At 64.0% G+C, this 261-nt stretch carries 1 protein-coding gene; it reads right to left on the minus strand.

The genetic code is table 11. The features are described 5' to 3' along the window. A partial coding sequence (locus SB816_RS32785; protein ID WP_410548351.1) for an AAA family ATPase occupies positions 1–249 on the minus strand: 249 nt, incomplete at its 3' end. Between the last annotated feature and the right edge of the window lie 12 nt (positions 250–261).

A 261-nucleotide genomic window follows, 5' to 3' on the forward strand; every position in this document is an offset into this window, starting at 1 on the left:
CTGCAGGAATTCCGGGTGGGTGTGCTGGATGTCGTCGACATAGAGCATCACGTTGTTGCCCATCTCCAGGGCCAGGTTGAGCTTCTCCAGCTCCTGGCGCGAAGTGGCGTCCGGCGCCTGGGCCGGGTCCAGGGAACGGACCTGGTGCCCCAGGGCCGGGCCGTTGATCTTCATGAAGATCAGGCCCAGGCGGTGCGCCACGTACTCCATCAGGGTGGTCTTGCCGTAGCCCGGTGGCGAAATCAGCATCAACAGGCCCAT

The organism is Achromobacter sp. SIMBA_011 (assembly GCF_046535435.1).
Classification (GTDB): Bacteria; Pseudomonadota; Gammaproteobacteria; order Burkholderiales; family Burkholderiaceae_B; genus Achromobacter; species Achromobacter dolens.